Source organism: Streptomyces sp. CA-278952 (assembly GCF_028747205.1).
Classification (GTDB): Bacteria; Actinomycetota; Actinomycetes; order Streptomycetales; family Streptomycetaceae; genus Streptomyces.
Window position 1 is genome coordinate 6,273,219 of the sequence record NZ_CP112880.1, and the last position, 21,717, is coordinate 6,294,935.

General features: G+C 72.3%; 17 protein-coding genes. 10 read left to right on the forward strand and 7 right to left on the reverse strand.

The window, feature by feature from the left end; genetic code table 11:
• Window positions 1-293: 293 nt before the first annotated feature.
• From N7925_RS27755 to N7925_RS27765, 3 genes are read right to left on the reverse strand one after another with little or no spacing between them, the layout of a single operon-like run.
• Complete coding sequence (locus N7925_RS27755; RefSeq protein ID WP_018957465.1) at window positions 294-905, reverse strand: TetR/AcrR family transcriptional regulator; 612 nt, start codon at window positions 903-905, stop codon at window positions 294-296.
• 53 nt (window positions 906-958) lie between these two features.
• Complete coding sequence (locus N7925_RS27760; RefSeq protein ID WP_274345505.1) at window positions 959-3,046, reverse strand: YhgE/Pip domain-containing protein; 2,088 nt, start codon at window positions 3,044-3,046, stop codon at window positions 959-961.
• Complete coding sequence (locus N7925_RS27765) at window positions 3,039-3,776, reverse strand: ATP-binding cassette domain-containing protein (RefSeq protein WP_265602138.1); 738 nt, start codon at window positions 3,774-3,776, stop codon at window positions 3,039-3,041. Before N7925_RS27765 ends, N7925_RS27760 begins: the two co-directional genes overlap by 8 nt.
• 167 nt (window positions 3,777-3,943) lie before the next feature.
• Here N7925_RS27765 and N7925_RS27770 point away from each other — a divergent pair, with 167 nt between their 5' ends.
• The 3 genes from N7925_RS27770 to N7925_RS27780 all read left to right on the forward strand — a co-directional run bounded on the left by N7925_RS27770 (window position 3,944) and on the right by N7925_RS27780 (window position 6,047).
• On the forward strand, window positions 3,944-4,471 hold the full coding sequence (locus tag N7925_RS27770; protein ID WP_274345506.1) for an SAV_6107 family HEPN domain-containing protein: 528 nt from the start codon (window positions 3,944-3,946) through the stop codon (window positions 4,469-4,471).
• A 165-nt stretch (window positions 4,472-4,636) separates the two neighbouring features.
• Complete coding sequence (locus N7925_RS27775) at window positions 4,637-5,395, forward strand: methyltransferase (protein ID WP_265602140.1); 759 nt, start codon at window positions 4,637-4,639, stop codon at window positions 5,393-5,395.
• A 247-nt stretch (window positions 5,396-5,642) separates the two neighbouring features.
• Window positions 5,643-6,047, forward strand: coding sequence for a DUF3040 domain-containing protein (locus N7925_RS27780; RefSeq protein ID WP_265602141.1), 405 nt, complete (start codon window positions 5,643-5,645; stop codon window positions 6,045-6,047).
• 281 nt (window positions 6,048-6,328) lie between these two features.
• Here N7925_RS27780 and N7925_RS27785 read toward each other — a convergent pair whose 3' ends face one another.
• The 4 genes from N7925_RS27785 to N7925_RS27800 form a co-directional block, all read right to left on the reverse strand.
• Window positions 6,329-8,749, reverse strand: a complete 2,421-nt coding sequence (locus tag N7925_RS27785; RefSeq protein WP_274345507.1) for a transglutaminase TgpA family protein — start codon at window positions 8,747-8,749, stop codon at window positions 6,329-6,331.
• Window positions 8,746-10,113: a DUF58 domain-containing protein gene (locus N7925_RS27790; protein WP_265602143.1), complete on the reverse strand. Its 1,368-nt coding sequence runs from the start codon at window positions 10,111-10,113 to the stop codon at window positions 8,746-8,748. The genes N7925_RS27785 and N7925_RS27790 overlap by 4 nt, the downstream gene beginning before the upstream one ends.
• Window positions 10,113-11,165 carry an AAA family ATPase gene (locus tag N7925_RS27795; RefSeq protein WP_265602144.1) on the reverse strand — a complete coding sequence of 351 codons (1,053 nt, stop codon included), beginning with the start codon at window positions 11,163-11,165 and terminating at the stop codon, window positions 10,113-10,115. The genes N7925_RS27790 and N7925_RS27795 overlap by 1 nt, the downstream gene beginning before the upstream one ends.
• 250 nt (window positions 11,166-11,415) lie before the next feature.
• Complete coding sequence (locus tag N7925_RS27800) at window positions 11,416-11,979, reverse strand: beta-class carbonic anhydrase (protein ID WP_265602145.1); 564 nt, start codon at window positions 11,977-11,979, stop codon at window positions 11,416-11,418.
• A 428-nt stretch (window positions 11,980-12,407) separates the two neighbouring features.
• On the opposite strand from N7925_RS27800, the gene rsmH reads away from it, so the two are divergent.
• The 7 genes from rsmH to murD all read left to right on the forward strand — a co-directional run bounded on the left by rsmH (window position 12,408) and on the right by murD (window position 21,670).
• Window positions 12,408-13,373, forward strand: a complete 966-nt coding sequence (rsmH, locus tag N7925_RS27805; RefSeq protein ID WP_274345508.1) for a 16S rRNA (cytosine(1402)-N(4))-methyltransferase RsmH — start codon at window positions 12,408-12,410, stop codon at window positions 13,371-13,373.
• 61 nt (window positions 13,374-13,434) lie between these two features.
• Window positions 13,435-13,998, forward strand: coding sequence for an FtsB family cell division protein (locus N7925_RS27810; protein ID WP_274345509.1), 564 nt, complete (start codon window positions 13,435-13,437; stop codon window positions 13,996-13,998).
• A gap of 4 nt (window positions 13,999-14,002) precedes the next feature.
• Entirely contained in the window at window positions 14,003-15,991 is a 1,989-nt protein-coding gene (locus N7925_RS27815; RefSeq protein WP_274345510.1) for a peptidoglycan D,D-transpeptidase FtsI family protein, read from the forward strand.
• 40 nt (window positions 15,992-16,031) lie between these two features.
• Window positions 16,032-17,750: a UDP-N-acetylmuramoyl-L-alanyl-D-glutamate--2,6-diaminopimelate ligase gene (locus N7925_RS27820; RefSeq protein ID WP_443032249.1), complete on the forward strand. Its 1,719-nt coding sequence runs from the start codon at window positions 16,032-16,034 to the stop codon at window positions 17,748-17,750.
• Between the two features lie 4 nt (window positions 17,751-17,754).
• Entirely contained in the window at window positions 17,755-19,176 is a 1,422-nt protein-coding gene (locus N7925_RS27825) for a UDP-N-acetylmuramoyl-tripeptide--D-alanyl-D-alanine ligase (protein WP_265602150.1), read from the forward strand.
• Window positions 19,173-20,243 (forward strand): phospho-N-acetylmuramoyl-pentapeptide-transferase, encoded by a 1,071-nt coding sequence (gene mraY / locus N7925_RS27830; protein ID WP_265602151.1) that lies wholly within the window; start codon window positions 19,173-19,175, stop codon window positions 20,241-20,243. The genes N7925_RS27825 and mraY overlap by 4 nt, the downstream gene beginning before the upstream one ends.
• On the forward strand, window positions 20,225-21,670 hold the full coding sequence (gene murD / locus N7925_RS27835; RefSeq protein WP_265602152.1) for a UDP-N-acetylmuramoyl-L-alanine--D-glutamate ligase: 1,446 nt from the start codon (window positions 20,225-20,227) through the stop codon (window positions 21,668-21,670). The genes mraY and murD overlap by 19 nt, the downstream gene beginning before the upstream one ends.
• Window positions 21,671-21,717: the final 47 nt, after the last annotated feature.

Sequence of the window (21,717 nt, forward strand, 5' to 3'; positions counted from 1 at the left end):
GCGCCAGGACCGCCGGCACGGGGCGGCGGAACGGCGCGGTTCCCCCGACGCAACGGGGGTGCACGACGGAGGCCCGGGGACCACGGGGGATACGGGGTCACGGGGAACGGGTTTCCGGAAGCACGGAAGACGCCGGTCCGGTGAGGTTCGCGGGGGATGCGAACCACAGCGGCCGGCGTCTTCGGCTTTCCCGGTGCGTTTTCCGGACCCGGACCCGGACCCGGACCCGGACCCGGACCCGGACCCGGACCCGGACCCGGACCCGGACCCGGAGCCGCAGCGCCCGGCGGGGCTCAGTGCCCGCTGACCCGTCCGTGCAGCAGCAGGGACAGCGCCGAGTGGACCTCGTCGATCGAGCGCTCCGGCTGGAACGCCTGCCAGTCCAGCGCCGCCACCAGCACCATTCCGACCAGCGCGGCGGCCGTCAGCGGGATGTCGATCTCCTCGCTCAGCTCACCGCTGTCCACGGCCTCCCGCAGCACGTCCTCGACGACCGCGACGGCCTCCTGACGTACCACCAGCAGCGTGGACTGCCAGGCGCGGTTGGTGCGCCAGAGCTCGGCCACGTACAGCTGGGTGAAGGCCGGGTAGCGGTCGATGAAGGCGAGCCCGGCCCGGATCATCGCGTCCAGCGCCTCGACCCGGGTGCCCCCGCGCTCCTCGGACTCCTCGGCGGCGGCCCGCAGTGAGGCCGTCAGCAGCCCCACGCCGTGCCGGAGCAGCTCCTCGAACAGCTCGGTCTTGCTCTTGAAGTTGTAATAGACCGTGCCCTTGGCGACCCCGGCCCGCTCGGCGATCTCGTCGACGGTGGTCGCCGAGAACCCCTTCTCGGCGATGAGCGTCACCGCCGCCTCGTAGAGCCTCTGCCGGGTGGCCTGGCGGCGCGTGGTGCCACTGCTTTCCATGAGGGCGATTCTTTCAGGCCCCGCCGCGCCCGCAGGCGCGGAGCCCGGCGCGCTCACAGGCTCAGCTCCGGGTGCAGCCGGCTCAGGCTCCACACCTGCTTGCGGCGGGCGGTGAACGCGGTGAGGGCCAGCGCGCCGACGGTGAAGGCCCCCAGCACCGCGCAGCCCAGCCACACCGGGCCGAGCGGGCCGCCCGTGATCAGCCTGCGCAGCCCCTCGACGACGTACGTCATGGGGAGGTACGGGTGGATCGCGCCGAAGAAGCCGGGGCTGGTCTGGACGGGGTAGGTGCCCCCGGCCGAGGTCAGCTGGAGCATCAGCACCACCAGCACCAGGATCCGCCCGGCCGCCCCGAAGCAGGCGTTCAGCCACTGCACGATCGCGGCGAAGCAGCAGGTCACCAGGGCCAGGAAACCGATCGTTCCGGCGGCGTGGGTCATCTGGAGGCCGAGACCCCAGTGCAGGACGGCCATCAGCGCGCCGACCTGGAGCGTGCCGATGGCGGCGACCGGGAGCCAGCCGGCGAGCGCGATCCGCCACGAGGAGGCCCCGGCGGCGAGCGCCCGCTTGTTGAGCGGCTGGATCAGCATGTACGCCACCATCGCGCCGACCCACAGGGACAGCGGGATGAAGTACGGGGCGAAGCCGGTGCCGTAATTGGGTGCCTCATGCAGCGACTTGGAGGCCAGCTGGACGGGGTCCGCCATGACGTCGGTCCGCGCGTCGCGGTCCTTCTTGTCGTAGTCCGGGATCTTGCCGACGCCGTCGTTGAGGCCCCGGGCCAGCTCGGTCGAGCCGTCGCCGAGCCGGAAGAGCCCGCCGTCCAGGTTCTCCGCGCCGGTCTTCAGCTTGCCGACGCCGGTGTCCAGATCGCTGGAGCCGGTCTGCGCGCCGCCGAGTCCGGTGTGCAGCGCCTGCGCCCCCTTGGCGACCTTCTGGGCGCCGGTGTTCAGCTCATTGACCTTGGCCACGGCCGACGCCAGGTCGTCGTCCAGCGTCGGCGCGCGCTTCGCGAGGTCGTCGGCCTGCTTCTGGAAGGCGGTCAGCCGGGTGCTCAGCTTCTTCAGGTCGCCGTTCTGGTTGGTGACCAGGGCGTTCACATCGGCGGCGATCCTCGCGACGTCGACGGCGGCGACCTTCGCGCGCTCCAGCGGGGGGCAGACCGCGGTGTCGGGCTCCTCGGCCTCCTCGCACCGGGTGCGGTGGATCTCGGTCAGCTCGTCGGCCGCCTCCTCGGCGCCGGCGGCAGCGGTGGGCGCGTTCTTCACCAGCAGGTCGAGGTTGTGCCGTACGGCCCCGGAGGCGTCGGCGACCAGCCGGGCCGTGTCGCGGATGGACTTCCCGTTGTCCTGGAAGAAAGGGCGTACGTCATCGGCGATCCCGTTGACCTTGTCGGCCAGGACCTGGGTGCCTCCGGCCACCTGGGCGGAGCCCGTGGCGAGATCCCGCGAGCCCTGGTTCAGCTTGACGATCCCGTCGGAGAGCTTCTTGCTGCCCGCCTTGGAGTCCTTGAGACCGTCCGCGAGGTCCTTGGAACCCTGCTTCGCCTTCGAGATGCCGCCCTTGAGGTCGTCGGCACCCTTGGCCGCCTCGGCGGTCTTGTCGTGCAGATCGGAGAAGTTGATGAAGATGCGGTCGAGGAAGCCTCGGGAGGCGTTCGTGGACGCGGCGTTGCGCACCTCTCCGAAGACCGTCCTGGAGATCTGCCCGACGATGTAGTTGTTCGCGTCGTTCGTCCGCACCTGGAGCGCGCCGGTCTCGGGGGACTCCCCGCCGCTGGAGGCGATCTTCTTGCTGAAGTCCGACGGCATCGTCAGCGAGAGGTAGTACGTACCCTCCTCGACGCCCTTCTCGGCCTCGGCGGGGCTCACCTCGTGCCAGTCGAACACCTTGGAGTCGAGCAGCTTCCCGCTGATCTCGTCCCCGGCCGCGATGCGCTTCCCGTCACTGGTGGCCCCCTTGTCGTCGTTGACCAGGGCGACGGGCAGCTTGTCGAGCTTTCCGTACGGGTCCCAGAAGGAGTACAGGTACAGGGCGCCGTAGAGCAGGGGCAGGAGCAGCAGGGCCACCAGCGCGGCGGCCGGCAGCCTCCCCCTCCCGAACCGCTTCAACTCGAGCGCGGCCAGCTTCGGGCTACGCATCGGCCGTCTCCTCATCGGTGGTGGGTTCCTCGGTCACGGGCGCGGTGCGCACGACCTGGGTGTTCGCGGGGGCCTCGCTGCACACGGCGAGCACGGTCGTCCCGGCGTCGGCCACGGCGCGCAGCAGCTCCCAGGCCCGGTCGCGTTCGGCGTCCGGGAGCTTGAGGTCGGTGTCGTCGACGGCGAGCAGCCGCGGCTCGCCGATCAGCGCCAGCGCGACGGACAGCCGCAGCGCCTCGAGGCGCTCCAAGTCCCGTACGGAGGTACGCCCCGCCTTGGGCAGCGTGGCGAGGTCGAGGCCCGCGGCCTCAAGAGCCCCGTCGACCCGGGCCCGGGCCGCTGCCCGGCGTTCGGCGCGCGGGCGCAGCAGGGCGCGCAGGGAGGCGCCGTAGCGGCCCTGGAGGAGGGCGCGTTCGGCCAGGTGCTCGGCGACGGTGAAGGCGGGGTCCAGCTCGCTGACGCCCGGGACCGGCCCGAGGGCGGCGATCCGGCGGACGGCGGCGGCCTGCTCGGGCAGTCGCAGTCCGCCGGTCTCGGCGCGGCCCCCGGTGGGACGCATCCGGCCGGTCAGGGCGAGCAGCAGGCAGGTGCGGCCCGATCCGGACGGTCCCTCGATGGCCACCAGCGTTCCTGGCTCGGCACTGAACGTCACGTTCCGGAAGACCCGGCCGCGCGGCCCTTCCAGTCCGAAGTCCTCGGCGGCGACAGCCGCGCCGTGCGGGCTCTCCATAGACCCTCCCCTTTTTTGCACTGACCAGTCAGTGCAAAAAGGTAGTCCGAACGCGCGCTCGGAGCAAAACAGCAGGTCAGGGGTGCGGCGAGGTCGATTGTCAGTGGGGCCCGCCACCATGGACACAGACGGCCACGGAGCCGTCACACGACGACAGGAGGTTCGTCATGGCCAGCTCGTCCGCAGCCGCCGCCCCGCGGCGCCGCGCAGGCAGCCCTGCCCCCTCACTGACCGGTCCGGCAGGCGACGTCCACCCCGTGCCGCGCCGCAGCACGGCGCCGCCCGCCGCTCTCGAACTGCTCGCCAAGGCCCGCTCCGGCCTCGACGAGGCCGCCGTGCTCCACGAACCGAACGAGCGGTACGCCACCGCGCACCTCGCCGCTCTGCGCACCGCGGCGGCCGTGCTGGCCGCCCGAGGCCGCCCCGAGACGAACAAGCGCCGCCGTGAACGCATCCGCAGTGCCTGGGAGGTCCTCCCGGAGATAGCACCGGAACTGACCGAATGGAGCGCCCTCTTCGCCTCGGGCGCCCTGCGCCGGGCCCGTGCGGAGGCCGGCGTGCCGGGAGCCGCCGGCCGGCGCGACGCCGACGACCTGCTGCGCGACGCGGCCATGTTCCTGCGCCTGGTGGAACGGCTCCTGGTCCTCCAGCCGGTGCTTCCGCAACCACGCCCGGAGCATCCGGGCGGCGGGTGACCCGGGGCCCGCGCCGGATTGACGCCCACCGGACGACGGCGCCGGGCCGACGCCGGGCCCCGGGACGGCGGGGCGAGGCAATAAGGTGGTGACCGCTCACCTCACCACCAGCACTGTTCACGCTCCGCCGTCCCCGGCGGCACGTTTGCCGAGGAGTCATCTGCCGTGTCGGACCAGCCGCGCCCCCGCGCCTCCCTCCGTACCGCCGTGGTCTGGGAGGTCCTCAAGGACGCTCTGGACCGTCAGGCCGAGGCGGCCGGCCGGGACGCCCTGGATGTTCTGGACACCGGGGGCGGCACCGGCAACTTCGCCGTGCCCGCGGCCCGGCTGGGCCACCGGGTCACCGTCGTCGACCCCAGCCCCAACGCGCTCTTCGCGCTGGAGCGCCGCGCGGCCGAGGCCGGGGTCGCCGACCGGGTCCGGGGAGTCCAGGGCGACATCCTCGGGTTGTTCGACGTCGTGGAGCGCGACGGCTTCGACGCGGTGCTCTGCCACGGCGTCCTGGAGTACGTCGACGAGCCCGCCGAGGGCGTGCGCAACGCGGTCGAGGCGCTGCGGCCCTCCGGCGCGCTCAGCCTGCTGGCCGCCGGCCTGGGCGGAGCCGTCCTGGCCCGCGCGCTCGCCGGACACTTCACGGAGGCCCGGCAGGCGCTCACCGACCCGGCGGGCCGTTGGGGCGAGGGAGACCCGGTGCCCCGCAGGTTCACCGCCGAGCAGCTCTCCGACCTGGTCTCCTCCGCAGGTCTGGAGATCGCCGCGGTGCACGGGATCCGGGTCTTCGCCGACCTCGTGCCGGGCGTCCTGGTGGACACCGAGCCCGGCGCCGTGGAGGCGCTCCTCAAGCTCGAAGCGGCCGTCGCCGAGCAGCCCGCGTTCCATTCCGTCGCCACCCAGCTCCACGTTCTGGGGGAGAAGCGCCGCTGATCAGCAACGCAAGCGCGGACGGAGTGGGACTCAGGACCCCCGTACCGGGCGTACGCCCCGTATGATCGGGTGACACCATCCGGCATGGCGGATCGGTCGTCGGGGAATCTACGCCTCAACAGCCGAGCCGACATAGCGGTCCGGACTGGCTGAGCGCTAGAGGGCGGGTTTCACGGGGGCGAATCCCTGCCTATCCTGGAAGGGCCGCATACCGGTCGCCCCCGCGGCCGACGACGAGGAGGATCCCGTGCCGCTCTCGGAGCACGAGCAGCGCATGCTCGAGCAGATGGAGCGAGCGCTGTACGCCGAAGATCCCAAGTTCGCGACAGCGCTCGAGGGAAGCGGACTGCGTACGTACACCCGGAAAAGGGTCTATCAGGCGGTCGCTGGCTTCCTGGTGGGTATCGCGCTCCTCATGGCCGGAATGGTCGCCCAACAGATCTGGATCAGCGTGGTGGGGTTCCTCGTCATGCTCGGCTGCGCCGTGCTCGCGGTCACCGGATGGCGCAAGGCGCCCAAGCCCGGTGAACAACAGCCGGCTGCCGCAGGCAGCGAGGACAGCGGCGCAGGCCGCCGACCGAGACAACGCCGGTCGATGATGAACCGCATCGAGCAGCGGTGGCAGCGCCGCCGCGACGAACAGGGCCAGTAGACGCCCGGTCCTGCTCTTCTCCGCAGGACCGGGCGAAGGCACGTGACACCGATGGGTGAGGGGCGGCCGCATTTCCTGCGGCCGCCCCTCAGCCGTCGCCCGACGGCACCATGTGAGCCGTCGCCCACGGTGCTCCTTGCCCGGCCGCGCCGTCGGCAGTCCGGCCGCGCCGTCGGCAGTGGCGCTGTTGCCCGACCCCGACCCGACAGCGCTGAGCCTCCGGTCCCGACCCCTCCCAGGGGCGGGACCGGAGGCTCTGTCGTGCTTCGCCCCCGACCGCCTCAGCCGTGCTGACGTGTGAGGCGGCGCAGCCGGGCCGTCCAGCGACCGGCACCAGGGCGGCCCGCCCATCGCTCACCGAGCGCAGCCCGGCGCTCGGTGAGGGCCCACACCACCCGGACGGACGATCGGGGCAGGAGCGTTGCCCGCAGCCGGGTGGAGCGGTCGGCCGATGCCCGCAGACCCGCCCGTACCGCCAGCACGTCCTCGGTCAGTCCCGACGCGGGGCGCGGTTCGGCGGCGTACAGCACCTGCTCCACCGAGCCCGCGATCCGGTGCACCGCCTCGGCCGCGGTGGTGTCGAGGCGGCCCAGCCGCACGATCCTGGCCGCCGCCTTCCGTGGCGTCAGCGACCCGTCCGGCGCGATGCCGTGGTCCCAGGCCGCGTCGGTGGTCTCCCGCCAGGCAGCCAGCGTGCGCGCGGCGGCGTCCGCGGGCGTGCGGCCCCCGGAGCCCAGCCGGCGGTTCCGCGTCCGGATCCGCCACAGCAGCGGCGACAACGCCAGCGCCGCCACGAGCAGGACCGCCGCGTGAACCACCAGCAGCACCTTCCAGAGCGGAGTGCCCCGGTCGGTCGGCAGCGCGGCGCCCGGCTCCTGCGAGGCACCGCACCCGCCTTCCTGACGCAACTGCGGCGGGCAGCTGTCCTCGGCGGAGGGCGCCGCGGACGGCTCGTCGGAGGTATCCGCGGAGGGCTCGGCGGCGTCGCTCGCGCTGTCCGTGGGCACCTCGGGACGGGTCCACGAGGGCGTGCTGCCCCGGCTCGGGGTGGGCTCGAACCGGGTCCAGCCGACCCCCTCGAAATACAGCTCGGGCCAGGCGTGCGCGTCGCGCAGCCCGACCGACATCGCCCCGTCCCCCTTCACGGTCCCCGGAGTGAAGCCCACCGCCACCCGGGCCGGGATACCCAGCGTCCGCGCCATCGCGGCCATCGAGAAGGAGAAGTGGACGCAGAAGCCCTCCTTGTCGCGGAGGAACCGGGCGATGGCGGACGACCCCGTCCCCGAGGTGACCGTCGTGTCGTACGTGAAGCCGCCGTCGGACGCGAACCAGTCCTGGAGCTTCACGGCCCGCTCGTAGGCGTTGGACGCGCCTTCGGTGACCTGCTCGGCGGTCTCGGCGACCACCTTCGGCAGGGAGCCGGGGATCTGGGTGTACTCGCGGACCAGCTCCTGTGGCGGTGGACCCGCGGCCGCGAGCTGGTCCGCCGTGGGTTCGACGACCAGACTGCCGACCTCGTAGCTCGAGCCGCGCGTGGTCTGCCCGTCGTCGCCGACCAGGGTGCGGCCCTCGGGCTCGTACCGCCAGCGGCCGCCGACACGGACCTCGCTGGCCGGGTAGGGGAGCGGCAGATAGGTCTGCTGGTAGGAGCGCGATGCGGAGATGTTCGTCCGGACCTCGGTGACGGAGACGTCCCTGCCGAGACCGGTGGGCTGCGGGAGGCGGTCGGGAACGTCCGTCAGCCGGCGGGTGGAGGAACGCCACTCGCTGCCGTTGAACTCGTCCAGGGCCAGGATCCGGAGGTAGAGACTCTGCGGGTCCTCGATGTTGCTGCGGTACGTCATCACCTCCCGGTTGTCCGGCTGGTTGAGGTTGTTCTGCAGCGAGACCAGCGGATTCACCGCGGAAATGGTGCCGCCGCCGCTGCCCCTGCCGGTCCCCGGTCCGTCGCCGCCCAGCAGGCCGCTGTCCAGGGCGGGCAGGGCCAGGGGGGCCACCAGGGCGATGCCGAGCGCGAACACGCCGATCCGCCGCCCGGTCCGGACGGGGGAGGAGCCGCCGCTCACCCCGGCCAGCCCGTCCGCCAGACCGCCCGCATTCCGCGTGGCGCCACCGAAGACGCGGCCCCATTGGGAGAGCCGGTCCCGGCCCTCCGCCAGCAGGAGCAGCAGATAGCCGGAGGCGGCCAGCAGGAACCAGAGCCAGCCCGCTCCGCCGTCGGAGAGGCCGGCCGCGACCGAATACAGGGCGAGGAGGGGCAGTCCGGCGGGGGCCGCGCTGCGGAAGGTCACCGCCAGGGCGTCCACGGCAAGACCGATCAGGACCACCCCGCCGACCACCATCAGCTTGATGCCGTCGGTCATCGGGGCCGGGATGGCGTACGTGCCGACATCCTCCCCGCCCGCGACCAGCAGCTCACCGAGCCGCATGAGGGCCGTCGGCCCCGGCACCACCCCGAACAGGGCGTGGTCCCGGACGAACACCAGCGTCAGCAGCAGCAGGGTGACCAGTGTCTGGACGCCGATGGTCAGTGTCCTCGCCAGCGGCACCCGGCGCGCGAGGGCGCCCACCCCGCTCTGGACGCCGAGCAGCACCGCCGCCTGCACCAGCCAGCCGACCCCCTCCACCAGCGGGATCAGCGCCCCCGCCGCCAGCAGCGTCGCCGCGTAGGCGCACAGCGCCAGCCTGGCTCGCCCGCTCATGACCACCTCCCCGTGAAACCTGTCGCGCCGCCGCTCGTGGCCGACGGCGAATCCGTGCGCATCCCGCCCGCCAGCTGCCACAGCGCGGGCAGTTCGGCCCCCGGCTCCACGGGCACCGCCGTCCAGCCCGACTCGCGAAGCCGCCGCAGCCGCTCCTCGGCCCGCCCCGCGCCGTCCTCGTCGCCGGCCCAGGCGGCGCTGTCGAGGACGAAGGCGACCCCCGCCCCGGCCCGCTGCCGCATCCGGGCCGCGACCGCGGCCTGTTCCTCGTCCAGATCGCCGAAGAAGGCGATGAGCAGTCCCTCGTTGCCGCCGCGCAGCACGTCATGGGCGCGCGAGAGGCCCCCGCCGTCGGAATGGCCGACCACCGCGAGCGTGTCGAGCATCAGGCCCGCCGAGTCCGCGGACTCCTGGGTCGAGCCCGCGAAACCGCCCGACCCCTCGCCGGGCACCGCGTTCCCGTCGTCCGTGAGCAGCCGTACGGCGAAGCCGCGCTCCAGCATGTGCACGAGCGCCGAGGCCGCCCCGGAGACCGCCCATTCGAAGGCCGAGTCGGGCCCGGCGCCCTGGTAGCCGATCCCCCGGGTGTCCAGCAGGACCGTGCACCTGGCCCGCTGCGGTTGCTCCTCACGTCGCACCATCAGCTCGCCGTAGCGGGCGGTGGAGCGCCAGTGGACCCGGCGCAGGTCGTCGCCGTGCCGGTAGCCGCGCGGAATGATGTCGTCCTCACCGGCCAGCGCGAGGGACCGCTGCCGACCGTCGCCGTATCCGGAGGCCTCGCCCGCCAGCCGCAGTACGGGCAGCGGCACCGTGCGCGGGATGACGACGAGGGTGTCGTACGCGCTGAAGGAGCGGGTCAGCTCGCACATCCCGAACGGGTCGCTGAGCCGCAGCTGCAACGGGCCCAGCGGATAGCGTCCGCGCAGGTCGGAGCGGACCCGGTAGGACACCTCACGCCGGCCGCCCGCCTCCACCCGGTCCAGGACGAAGCGGGGGCGCGGGCCGAGGACGTACGGAACACGGTCCTGGAGCATCAGCAGTCCGGTGGGCAGCCGGGAGACGTTCTCCATCCGCAGGTGCACCCGGGCCTCCGCGCCCGCGGGCACGCGCGACGGTGAGAGCCGCCGGGTGCCCGTCACCCGGTAGCGGGTGCGGTAGAGCACGGTCACGCAGACCAGGGGCAGCACGGCCAGCAGCAGTCCGACCCGCAGCAGATCGCCCTGGCCCAGGACGTACGCGCAGACGGCGGCGGCGAGACCGGCGGCCAGGAACGAGCGTCCCCGGGTGGTCAGTCCGCCCAGGGCCGCCCGGAGGCCGCCCTTCCTGTCGCCGTCCTCCACGGCGCCGGGCTCGCCGGCCGCCATCACAGCCGCCGTGCCCCGGGCTGCTGCTGGTGGTACAGCGGGCGGCCCGGCTCCTGCCCCACCGGCGCGGGCGGCGCGGTCCCACCGGCCGAGGTCGGCACGGGGATGCGCTGGATGATCTCCAGGACCACCTGCTCCGCCGTGCGGCGGTTCAACTGGGCCTGGGCGGTGGGCAGCAGCCGGTGCGCGAGCACCGGAGTGGCCAGCGCCTGCACGTCGTCCGGCAGGGCGTAGTCGCGCCCGCTGAGCGCGGCGGACGCCTTCGCGGCGCGCAGCAGGTGCAGCGTCGCGCGCGGGGAGGCGCCGAGTCGGAGATCGGGGTGGCTCCGGGTGGCCCCGACGAGCTCCACGGCGTAGCGCCGCACGGCGTCGGCGACATGCACCGTACGGACGGCGTCGATCAGCTTCACGATGTCGTGGGCGTGGGCCACCGGCTGGAGGTCGTCCAGCGGAGAGACGCCCCCGTGGACGTCGAGCATCTGGAGCTCGGCCTCCGGGCTGGGGTAGCCGATGGAGACCCGGGCCATGAAGCGGTCGCGCTGGGCCTCGGGCAGCGGGTAGGTGCCCTCCATCTCGACCGGGTTCTGGGTGGCCACCACCATGAACGGGTCGGGCAGCTCGTAGGAGTGCCCGTCGATGGTGACCTGGCGCTCCTCCATCGACTCCAGCAGCGCCGACTGCGTCTTCGGCGAGGCGCGGTTGATCTCGTCGCCGATCACGATCTGGGCGAAGATCGCGCCCGGCTTGAACTCGAAGTCCCGCCGCTGCTGGTCGAAGATGGACACACCGGTGATGTCCGAGGGCAGCAGATCCGGTGTGAACTGGATCCGTCGCACCGAACAGTCGATGGACCGCGCCAGCGCCTTGGCCAGCATGGTCTTGCCGACACCGGGGACGTCCTCGATGAGGAGATGCCCCTCGGCGAGGAGCACCGTCAGCGATAGCCGTACGACCTCGGGCTTGCCCTCGATCACCCCCTCCACCGACCTGCGCACCCGCTCTGCTGTGGTGGTCAGATCCGTGAGGCTCGCTCGATCGTCATAGGTCGTCACCCGGCCCTCCTCGGCCCTTTTGCGCAGGGGCCGTCGCGCGTACCCGCGCGGCCCACCCCGAAAAATCGGACACTCCGCCGGAAGACCCGGGGACGTCACATCCGCATTCTTGTTGCCGTTACCGCTTCGTGTCACTCGCCTGTGGATAAGTGGGTGTGAAATGTCAGCGTCTGTCGCGATTTCGGCACCGCCAGGCGCGGTGATGCGTGCGTGAGGTGCGGCGGAGGGCCGGGAAACGAGGTGAGTGCGTTCAGGAAACGGAGTGGATCTCGCGCAGCAGACCGGTGGTCACGTCGAAGACGAACCCGCGCACGTCGTCGGTGTGGAGCAGGAACGGCGAGGTGCGCACCCGCTGCATCGACTGGCGCACGTCCTGGTCGGCGTCCGTGTAGGCCTCGACCGCCCAGACCGGACGCTGGCCCACCTCGCGCTCCAGCTCCTGCCGGAAGTCCTCGGTGAGGGACTCCAGGCCGCAGTTGGTGTGGTGGATGAGGACCACGCTGCGGGTGCCGAGCGCCCGCTGGCTGATGGTCAGCGAGCGGATCACGTCGTCGGTGACCACGCCGCCCGCGTTACGGATGGTGTGGCAGTCGCCGAGCTCCAGACCGAGCGCCGCGTGCAGGTCGAGACGGGCGTCCATGCAGGCGACCACGGCCACCTGGAGGACGGGGCGCGCGTCCATGCCCGGATCGCGGAACTCCTTCGCGTACCCGGCGTTCAGTGCGACGAGCCGGTCGGTGACCTGGCCCCCCTCGCGGACCGCCGGGGCGGTGGACGACACGGACTCGGCGGGAGAGTGAGCAGAAGTCGACATGGATACGACGTTAGCCTTCCCACCTGGCCCGGGCGTGCTGTGAGAGCGGACAAAAAACGCCAACTCGGCTTGTTGTGAGCTAACCCACAAGACTCGCGGAGATGCACCCGTTCGGGTGGGTTCGCCGCATCCGGACGGGTGGCGCGACTCGCTGCCCGGTTCGTTGATCGCGCATCGATCGAATGGCAGGGTGGACTAAAGTAACGCGAAGTCACCAACCACCCCCGTACCCACTGCCCCACCGCACCCCCTGCACCTCCTGCATATTCCGTATTTCCCCCGTGATGTGCGGCGTACGTGCGACCCGGCCCTCTCCCGCTCTCGGTCGGCCGACGCCTCTTCCCCGGCGCCGGCGGACCTCCCCTTCGGAGCGGGCGGGGACCAGGACGTACGTGCCGGCCGCGCGGGACAGAGCCTGAGAGGGCGCCTTGAGCCAGACCCGACACGTCCCCGTGATGCTCCAGAGGTGTCTGGACCTGTTGGCCCCGGCTCTCCAGGACCCGGCCCACCCGGAGCCCGTGGTCGTCGACTGCACCCTCGGCCTCGGCGGTCACAGCGAGGCGCTGCTCGCCTCCTTCCCCACCGCCCGGCTGATCGCCCTGGACCGCGACAAGGAGGCGCTCCGCCTCTCCGGTGAACGGCTCGCCCCCTACGGCGACCGCGCCACCCTCGTCCACGCGGTCTACGACGAGCTCCCCGAGGTCCTCGCGCGGCTCGGGATCCCGAAGGTCCAGGGCGTGCTGTTCGACCTCGGCGTCTCCTCCATGCAACTGGACGAGGCCGACCGCGGATTCGCGTACGCCCAGGACGCCCCGCTCGACATGCGGATGGACCAGAGCACCGGCATGGGCGCCGCCGAGGTGCTCAACACCTATCCGCCCGGCGAGCTGGTCCGCATCCTGCGCCAGTACGGCGAGGAGAAGCAGGCCAAGCGGATCGTCTCCGCCGTCGTACGCGAACGCGAGAAGGAGCCGTTCAGCAACAGCGCCCGGCTCGTCGAGCTGATCCGCGACGCGCTGCCGCAGGCCGCCAAGCGGACCGGTGGCAACCCCGCGAAGCGGACCTTCCAGGCCCTGCGCATCGAGGTCAACGGCGAGCTGAGCGTCCTGGAGCGGGCCATTCCGGCCGCCGTCCAGTGCCTCGACGTCGGTGGCCGCATCGCCGTGCTGTCCTACCACTCGCTGGAGGACAGGCTGGTGAAGCAGGTCTTCGCGGCCGGCGCCGCCAGCACCGCGCCCCCCGGGCTGCCCGTCGTCCCCGAGCGCTACCAGCCCCGGCTGAAGCAGCTCACCCGGGGCGCCGAACTGCCCACCGAGGAGGAGGTCGCCGAGAACCGGCGCGCCGCTCCCGCCCGGCTGCGCGGCGCCCAGCGCATCCGCGCGGAGGAGCGATGAGCACCCCGCGTCGCCCGACGCGAAGCGGCCGCCCGGCGCCGGGTGACAGGGGAGCCGCGCGGTGAGCAAACCGGCCGCACCGCTGAAGGGGCGGGCCGCGCGGCTCGCCCGGCTGATGCCGTCCACCGGGCCCAGCACTGCGGCGCGCACCCCCTTCGTGCTGCTGGTCGTCCTGCTCCTGGGCGGCGGGCTCATCACCCTGCTCCTGCTGAACTCCGCGCTCAACGAAGGGTCGTTCAGGCTCAGCGAGCTGAAGCGGGACACGACCGAGCTCACCGACGAGCAGCAGGCCCTCCAGCGCGACGTCGACAGCCGTTCCCAGCCCGACGCCCTGGAACGCCGGGCCCGGGAGCTGGGCATGGTCCCCGGCGGCAGCCCCGCCTTCCTGAACCCCGACGGCACGGTCCGCGGCAACCCCACCGAGGCCACCGCCCCGCCGTCGCCGAGCCCCAGCCCCACGCCGGGGCCCAGCGCCTCGACCGGCGCCGGGACCTCCGTCGCCGGGGCCCCGGCCGTGCCCTCCGGCGCCACGTCGCCCTCCGGATCCGTCCCCGCTACCGAGCCCGACCCCGCAACCACCCCCGCGGCGGAGAGCACCCCGCCCCCGACGAGCCCCGGCAGGTGACGCAGTGCCGCCCAAGGAACCGCCGCGCCGCCGCGTACCCGGCCCGGGCCGCCCCCGTAACGGGGGATCAGGATCCGGCCGCTCCGGCGCGCGCCCACCGGCCCGCCGCCCCCGTTCCGCCCAGGGGCGCACCACCGCGCGCCCCGGCGCACAGCGCTCCCTGCGCCTCGGCAGCCCCCGCCCCCGGCTGCGGCTCGTCAGCCTCGGGCTGACGCTGGTCATGCTGGCCTTCGTGGCCCGCCTGCTCCAGGTCCAGGCCGTCGATGCCAGCGCGTACGCGGCCAAGGCCGAGAAGAACCGCTACCTGGAGTACACGGTCGCCGCCGAGCGCGGCGAGATCACCGACCGCAAGGGCGTCGCGCTCGCCACCAGCGTGGACGCGCACAACATCACGGCCGACCCGAAGATGTTCACGCCCGAGGACAGCAAGGCCCCCGACGCGCCCCAGCAGGCGGCGGCCCTGCTCGCCCCGATCCTCGGCAAGGACGTCGACGAGCTCGTCAAGAAGCTCTCGGCGCCGAAGTCCCGCTACACCGTCCTCGCCCACCGGCAGACCCCCCAGGTCTGGAAGCAGATCAAGGACCTCAAGTCCGTCTTCGCCGAGAAGGCGTACGAGGACAAGCTGAAGGGCGGTCCGGGAGCCAACGTCCTGGCCGGCGTCCTCCAGGTGCCCACCACCAAGCGCGTCTACCCCAACGGGGATCTCGCCGCCGGAATACTGGGATTCGTCAGCGCCGACGGCAAGGGCGGCGGCGGCCTCGAATCGCAGCTCGACAAGGAACTCGCGGGCGAGGACGGCAAGATCAGCTACGCCCAGGCAGGCGGCCGTCGGGTCCCCACCGCGGGCGGCAGCGAGACCCCGGCCGTGCCCGGCTCCGACATCGAGCTGACCATCGACCGCGACATCCAGTGGGCCGCCCAGAAGGCCATCAGCGACCAGGTCGAGAAGTCCAAGGCCGACCGCGGTTACGTCATCGTGCAGAACACGCGGACCGGCGAACTGCTGGCCATGGCCAACGCCCCCGGCTACGACCCCAACGACCTCTCCCAGGCGACCTCGGCCTCTCTCGGCAACGCCGCCCTCCAGGACGTGTACGAGCCCGGCTCCACCAGCAAGGTCATGTCCATGGCCGCCGTACTGGAGGAGAAGGCCGCCACACCCGGCACCCACGTCACCGTCCCCAACCGGCTGCACCGCGGCGACCGGCTCTTCAAGGACGACGTGGACCACCCCACCTGGTACCTCACGCTCAACGGGGTCCTCGCCAAGTCCAGCAACATCGGCACCATCCTGGCGACCGGTCAGCTCGGCAAGACCCAGGCGGAGTCCAACCAGGTCCTCTACTCCTACCTGCGCAAGTTCGGCCTGGGCTCCAAGACCGGGCTCGGCTACCCCGGGGAGTCGCCGGGACTGCTGGCCCACCCCAAGGACTGGTCGACCTCGCAGCAGTACACGATCCCCTTCGGCCAGGGCCTCTCGCTCAACGCCGTCCAGGCCGCCTCGGTCTACTCCACCATCGCCAACGGCGGCGTACGGATCGCCCCCACCCTCGTCCGCGGCGCCAAGGGCTCCGACGGGCGCTTCACCGCCGCCGAGGCCCCCGAGGAGAACCGGGTGGTCAGCGAGAAGACCGCCAAGACCCTGGCGACGATGCTGGAGTCCGTCGTCGACGACCGGGAAGGGACCGGCACCAAGGCCGCCATCCCCGGCTACCGGGTCGCGGGCAAGACCGGCACCGCCAACCGCGTCGATCCCGTCCGCGGCGTCTACAAGGGCTACACCGCCTCGTTCGCGGGTTTCGCCCCCGCCGACAACCCGCAGGTCACCGTCTACTGCGCGATCCAGAACCCCACCAAGGGCAGCTACTTCGGCGGCCAGATCTGCGGCCCGATCTACAAGCAGGTCATGGAGTTCGCGCTCAAGACGCTCCAGACCCCACCGTCCGGCAGCGAGCCGCCCCGGCTGCCGGTGTCCTTCCAGCCCGGCGAGTGAACACGGGGATGCGCGAGCATCTCCTCCAAGGGAACCCTCAGTGACAACCATCACCCCCGACCCCGGGAACCGGAACGAGAACCGCCGGAACCAGGGTCCCTCGCTTCGCGAGACGCCGCACCGGCCCGGTACGCTCACCGCCGTGCCCCACGCTGATCAGTCCCAAACCTCTCAGAAGGACGCGCCTGTGACCTACCCGGGAGCGCCCCGACCGGACCGGCTCCGGCCCACCCCTCTCGGCGAGCTGGCAGACCGGCTCGGCGTCGAAGCGGCCGGGACCGGTGAGGTCACCGGCATCACCCACGACTCGCGGGCCGTGCGACCCGGAGACGTGTACGCGGCCCTGCCCGGCGCCCGCTTCCACGGCGCCGACTTCGCGGCCCAGGCCGCCGGCCTCGGCGCCGTCGCCGTCCTCACCGACCCCGCAGGCGCCGAACGCGCCGCGGCCACCGGCCTGCCGGTGCTGGTCACCGAGGACCCGCGCGCCGTCATGGGCGAGCTGGCCGCCGACATCTACGGGCGGCCCGGCATCGGCCTGCTCCAGCTCGGCATCACCGGCACCTCCGGCAAGACCACCACCGCGTACCTCGTCGAGGGCGGACTGCGCGCCGCCGGGCGCCCCACCGGGCTGATCGGCACCGTCGAGATGCGGATCGGCGACGAGCGCATCAAGTCCGAGCGCACCACCCCCGAAGCCACCGACCTCCAGGCCTTGTTCGCCGTCATGCGTGAACGCGGCGTCGAGGCCGTCGCGATGGAGGTCTCCAGCCACGCCCTGGTGCTCGGCCGGGTCGACGGCTGCGTCTTCGACGTCGCCGTCTTCAACAACCTCAGCCCGGAGCACATGGAGTTCCACTCCGGCATGGAGGACTACTTCCAGGCCAAGGCCCGGCTGTTCACCCCCGAACGCAGCCACCGCGGCGTCGTCAACTTCGACGACGAGTACGGCCGCAGGCTCCTGACCGAGTCCGGGGTGCCGGTCACCAGCTTCTCCGCCGAGGGCCACCCGGACGCCGACTGGCACGCCGAGGAGGTCGAGGTCGGACCGCAGGACAGCACCTTCACCGCCGTCGGCCCGGGCGGCGAGCGGATCACCGCCCGCGCCCCGCTGCCCGGCCCGTTCAACGTCGCCAACACCCTCGCCGCGATCGTCACGCTGGCCGTCGCGGGCGTCGACCCGCAGACCGCCGCCGACGGCATCGCGGCCGTCCCCGGGGTCCCCGGCCGGCTGGAGCGGGTGGACGCCGGACAGCCCTACCTCGCCGTCGTCGACTACGCGCACAAGACCGACGCCGTCGAGTCCGTACTGCGCTCCCTGCGCAAGGTCACCGAGGGCAAGGTGCACATCGTCCTCGGCTGCGGCGGCGACCGCGACACCACCAAGCGCGGCCCGATGGGGGCGGCAGCCGCCCGGCTCGCCGACACCGCCGTGCTGACCTCCGACAACCCCCGCTCCGAGGACCCCCTCGCGATCCTCGCCGCCATGCTCTCGGGCGCCGCCGAAGTCCCCGTCCACGAGCGCGGCGACGTGCTGGTCGACGCCGACCGCACCTCGGCCATCGCCGCCGCCGTCGCCCGCGCGGAGGCGGGCGACACCGTCCTCGTCGCGGGCAAGGGGCACGAACAGGGCCAGGACATCCACGGGGTGGTACGCGCCTTCGACGACCGCAAGGTCCTGCACGCAGCCATCGAGCGGTCCCTGACGCGCCCCGGCGCCGCGGGCCGTGCCCCTCACCTCGAGAACAACAGTCAGGGATGACCAAGTGATCACCCTTTCCCTCGCCGAGATCGCCGAAATCGTCGGCGGGCAGCCGTACGACATACCGGATCCGGCAGTCACCGTGACCGGACCCGTCGTCATCGACTCCCGCGAGGTCGCGCCAGGCAGCCTGTTCGCCGCGTTCGCCGGCGAACGGGTCGACGGCCACGACTACGCCCGGCGCGCCGTCGAGGCGGGTGCCGCGGCCGTACTGGCGGCCCGCCCCGTCGGCGTTCCGGCGATCGTCGTGGACGACGTCGTCGGCGCGCTCGGAGCCCTCGCCCGTGCCGTGGTCGAACGCCTCGGCACCACCGTCGTCGGACTCACCGGATCCGCCGGCAAGACGTCCACCAAGGACCTGATCGCGCAGCTCCTCCAGCGCAAGGGCCCGACCGTCTGGACGCCCGGCTCCCTCAACAACGAGATCGGCCTGCCGGTCACGGCGCTGACCGCCACCGCCGAGACCGAGCACCTGGTCCTGGAGATGGGGGCCCGCGGCGTCGGCCACATCCACTATCTGGCCAACCTCACCCCGCCCCGCATCGGCCTCGTCCTGAACGTCGGCTCCGCACACCTCGGCGAGTTCGGCAGCCGGGAGGCCATCGCCCAGGCCAAGGGCGAGCTGGTCGAGGTCCTGCCCGAGGACGGCTGCGCCGTGCTCAACGCGGACGACCCGCTCGTCCGCGCCATGGCCTCGCGCACCCAGGCCCGCGTCCTGCTCTTCGGAGAAGCCCCGGAAGCGGACGTACGGGGCGAGAAGGTCAGGATGACCCCCGACGGGCGGCCCGCCTTCGAGCTCCACACACCCACCGGGTGCAGCGACGTGACCATGCGCCTGTACGGTGAGCACCACGTGTCGAACGCGCTCGCCGCGGCCGCCGTCGCCCATGAGTTGGGCATGTCCGTGACCGAGATCGCCGAGGCGCTCTCGGAGGCGGGCACCCTCTCCCGCTGGCGCATGGAGGTCACCGAGCGTCCGGACGGTGTGACGGTCGTCAACGACGCCTACAACGCGAACCCCGAATCCATGAGAGCCGCACTGCGTGCGCTGGCTGGCATGGGCCAGGCCCGAGGGGCCGACGGGGGACGCACCTGGGCGGTGCTCGGTCAGATGGCCGAGCTCGGTGACGCGTCGCTCGCCGAGCACGACGCGGTCGGACGGCTCGCCGTCCGGCTCAACGTCAGCAAGCTCGTCGCTGTCGGGGGGAGAGAAGCCTCCTGGCTGCAACTGGGCGCATATAACGAGGGTTCGTGGGGTGAGGAGTCGGTGCACGTGTCCGACGCACAGGCGGCCGTCGACCTGTTGCGCAGTGAACTGCGCCCGGGAGACGTCGTGCTGGTGAAGGCGTCCCGGTCGGTCGGCCTGGAGAAGGTCGCCCTGGCACTGCTGGAGAACTCGACCGAGGGCGAGGTCGCCGGCCGATGAGGCAGATCCTCTTCGCGGGGGCCATCGGGCTCTTTCTGACCCTGGTCGGTACTCCGCTGCTGATCAAGCTGCTGGCCCGCAAGGGATACGGGCAGTTCATCCGGGACGACGGCCCGCGCACGCACGGCAGCAAGCAGGGCACGCCCACGATGGGCGGCATCGCCTTCATCACGGCGACGATCATCGCGTACCTCCTCGCGAAGGTCATCACGGGTGAGGACATCCGCTACTCCGGCGTCCTCGTGCTGTTCCTCATGGCGGGAATGGGCCTCGTCGGGTTCCTCGACGACTACATCAAGATCGTCAAGCAGCGTTCGCTCGGTCTGCGGGCCAAGGCGAAGATGGCGGGACAGCTGATCGTCGGCATCGCCTTCGCGGTGCTCTCGCTCCAGTTCCCCAACTCCGCGGGCAACACCCCGGCCTCCGACCGGCTCTCGTTCGTGGAGGACTTCGGCTGGTCGATCGGCCCGGTGCTCTTCTGCGTCTGGGCACTGTTCATGATCCTCGCCATGTCCAACGGCGTGAACCTCACCGACGGCCTCGACGGTCTGGCCACCGGCGCCTCCGTCATGGTCTTCGGCGCCTACACCTTCATCGGCCTCTGGCAGTTCCAGGAGTCCTGCGCCAACGCGGACAAGCTGACCAACCCGAGCGCCTGTTTCGAGGTACGCGACCCGCTCGACCTCGCCGTCGTCGCCGCAGCCCTGATGGGCGCCTGTTTCGGCTTCCTCTGGTGGAACACCTCGCCCGCCAAGATCTTCATGGGCGACACCGGCTCGCTCGCCCTCGGCGGCGCCCTCGCGGGTCTCGCGATCCTGTCCCGCACCGAGTTCCTCCTCGCCATCCTCGGTGGCCTCTTCGTGATGATCACCATGTCCGTGGTCATCCAGGTCGGCTCGTTCAAGATGACCGGCAAGCGGGTCTTCCGGATGGCACCGCTCCAGCACCACTTCGAACTCAAGGGGTGGTCCGAAGTCCTTGTCGTGGTCCGCTTCTGGATCATCCAGGGCATGTGCGTGATCGTCGGCCTCGGCCTCTTCTACGCGGGATGGGCAGCCAAGAAGTGAGCAGCACCGTGGACTGGCAGGGCAAGCACGTCACCGTCGCCGGGCTGGGCGTCAGCGGGATCCCCGCGGCCCGAGCCCTGCACGAGCGCGGCGCGCTCGTCACCGTCGTCAACGACGGCGACGACGAGCGCGCCCGCGCGCAGGCGGCGGAACTGGAGGCGCTCGGCATCACCGTGCGCCTCGGTGACGGCGCGACCCTGCCGCCGTCCACGGAACTCGTCGTCACCGCCCCCGGCTGGCAGCCGGACAAGCCGCTCTTCCTGGCTGCCGCCGAGGCGGGCGTCCCGGTCTGGGGCGACGTCGAACTGGCCTGGCGACTGCGCGGGACCAACGGCCGCGAGGCCGCCCCCTGGCTCGCGGTCACCGGCACCAACGGCAAGACCACGACCGTACGGATGCTGGCCTCGATCCTTCAGGCCGCGGGCCTGCGCACCGCGGCCGTCGGCAACATCGGCGTATCGCTGCTGGACGCGGTGCTCGGCGAGACCGAGTACGACGTCCTCGCCGTCGAACTCTCCAGCTACCAGCTGCACTGGGCGCCCTCCCTGCGCGCCCACTCCGCCGCCGTCCTCAACCTGGCCCCGGACCACCTCGACTGGCACGGTTCGATGGAGGCGTACGCCGCCGACAAGGGCCGCGTCTACGAGGGCAACACGGTCGCCTGCGTCTACAACGCGGCCGACCCGGCCACCGAGGACCTGGTGCGCGAGGCGGACGTCGAAGAGGGCTGCCGGGCCATCGGCTTCACCCTCGGCGCCCCCGGCCCCTCGCAGCTCGGCGTGGTCGACGGCATCCTCGTCGACCGGGCGTTCGTCGCCAACCGCCAGAAGCAGGCCCAGGAACTGGCCGAGGTCACCGACGTCAACCCGCCGGCCCCGCACAACATCGCCAACGCACTCGCGGCCGCCGCCCTCGCCCGCGCCTTCGGCGTGGAACCGGCCGCGGTCCGCGACGGACTACGCGCCTTCCGGCCGGACGCCCACCGCATCGAACACGTCGCGGACATCGGCGATGTCGCTTACGTGGACGACTCCAAGGCCACCAACACCCACGCCACCGAGGCCTCCCTCGCCGCCTACGACTCCATCGTCTGGATCGCGGGCGGACTGGCGAAGGGCGCCACCTTCGACGAGCTGGTCACCGGCGCGGCGAAGCGGCTGCGCGGGGTCGTGCTGATCGGCGCCGACCGTGCGCTGATCCACGAAGCCCTGACGCGACACGCCCCCGAAGTCCCGGTGGTCGACCTCGACCGGACCGACACTGGGGCGATGTCCGAAGCGGTCGCGCGGGCGGCCGAGCTCGCCCGGCCGGGCGATACGGTACTGCTGGCCCCGGCCTGCGCCTCGATGGACATGTTCACCAACTACAACAAGCGGGGCGAGGCGTTCGCGGACGCGGTCCGCGCACGCGCCGACGAGAGCGCCTGACCGACGGGGCCTCCGCGCCCGGGGTTCACGGGCCCCGGGCACGAGCA

Bases quoted from the DNA above. Each gene is read 5' to 3' on its own strand.
- N7925_RS27755 (WP_018957465.1), bottom strand. From the start codon at position 905: ATGGAAAGCAGTGGCACCACGCGCCGCCAGGCCACCCGGCAGAGGCTC.
- N7925_RS27760 (WP_274345505.1), bottom strand. From the start codon at position 3,046: ATGCGTAGCCCGAAGCTGGCCGCGCTCGAGTTGAAGCGGTTCGGGAGG.
- N7925_RS27765 (WP_265602138.1), bottom strand. From the start codon at position 3,776: ATGGAGAGCCCGCACGGCGCGGCTGTCGCCGCCGAGGACTTCGGACTG.
- N7925_RS27770 (WP_274345506.1), top strand. From the start codon at position 3,944: ATGGCCAGCTCGTCCGCAGCCGCCGCCCCGCGGCGCCGCGCAGGCAGC.
- N7925_RS27785 (WP_274345507.1), bottom strand. From the start codon at position 8,749: ATGAGCGGGCGAGCCAGGCTGGCGCTGTGCGCCTACGCGGCGACGCTG.
- N7925_RS27790 (WP_265602143.1), bottom strand. From the start codon at position 10,113: ATGGCGGCCGGCGAGCCCGGCGCCGTGGAGGACGGCGACAGGAAGGGC.
- N7925_RS27800 (WP_265602145.1), bottom strand. From the start codon at position 11,979: ATGTCGACTTCTGCTCACTCTCCCGCCGAGTCCGTGTCGTCCACCGCC.
- mraY (WP_265602151.1), top strand. From the start codon at position 19,173: ATGAGGCAGATCCTCTTCGCGGGGGCCATCGGGCTCTTTCTGACCCTG.
- murD (WP_265602152.1), top strand. From the start codon at position 20,225: ATGGGCAGCCAAGAAGTGAGCAGCACCGTGGACTGGCAGGGCAAGCAC.